Origin of the sequence: Paraburkholderia sp. SIMBA_027, assembly GCF_046535315.1 — a bacterium.
GTDB classification, from domain to species: Bacteria; Pseudomonadota; Gammaproteobacteria; order Burkholderiales; family Burkholderiaceae; genus Paraburkholderia; species Paraburkholderia tropica.
This window is the reverse complement of sequence record NZ_JAWRWY010001016.1, coordinates 1-257: the sequence shown is the minus strand read 5'-3', so window position 1 is coordinate 257 and position 257 is coordinate 1. Positions and strand designations below refer to the sequence as shown.

Genomic DNA, 257 nt, shown 5'->3' with positions numbered 1-257 from the left:
CGAAGCGGATGGCCGCAGTTTTGCCGAGCACAGCCATGAACAACTGGTGGCGAAGCTCCAGCGCATCATCGGCCTGGCCACGTTTAACCGTGACCGCAGCGAAACGATAGACAAACAGGTGCGTCGTCTGGATGAGCTATGCCAGGACGCGGCGGGGGTTAACTTTAACGGCTTCGCCTCGCGCCTGCGGGAAAAAGGGCCGCACTGGAGCGCCGAAGTCTTTAACAAACTACCTGGCTTTATCGCCCGTCTGGAAA

1 protein-coding gene is annotated in these 257 nt (G+C 58.8%); it reads left to right on the top strand.

The window, feature by feature from the left end; translation table 11 throughout:
• Positions 1–257: hypothetical protein (locus SB764_RS42175; RefSeq protein WP_410867060.1), on the top strand; the 257-nt coding region annotated here is incomplete at both ends.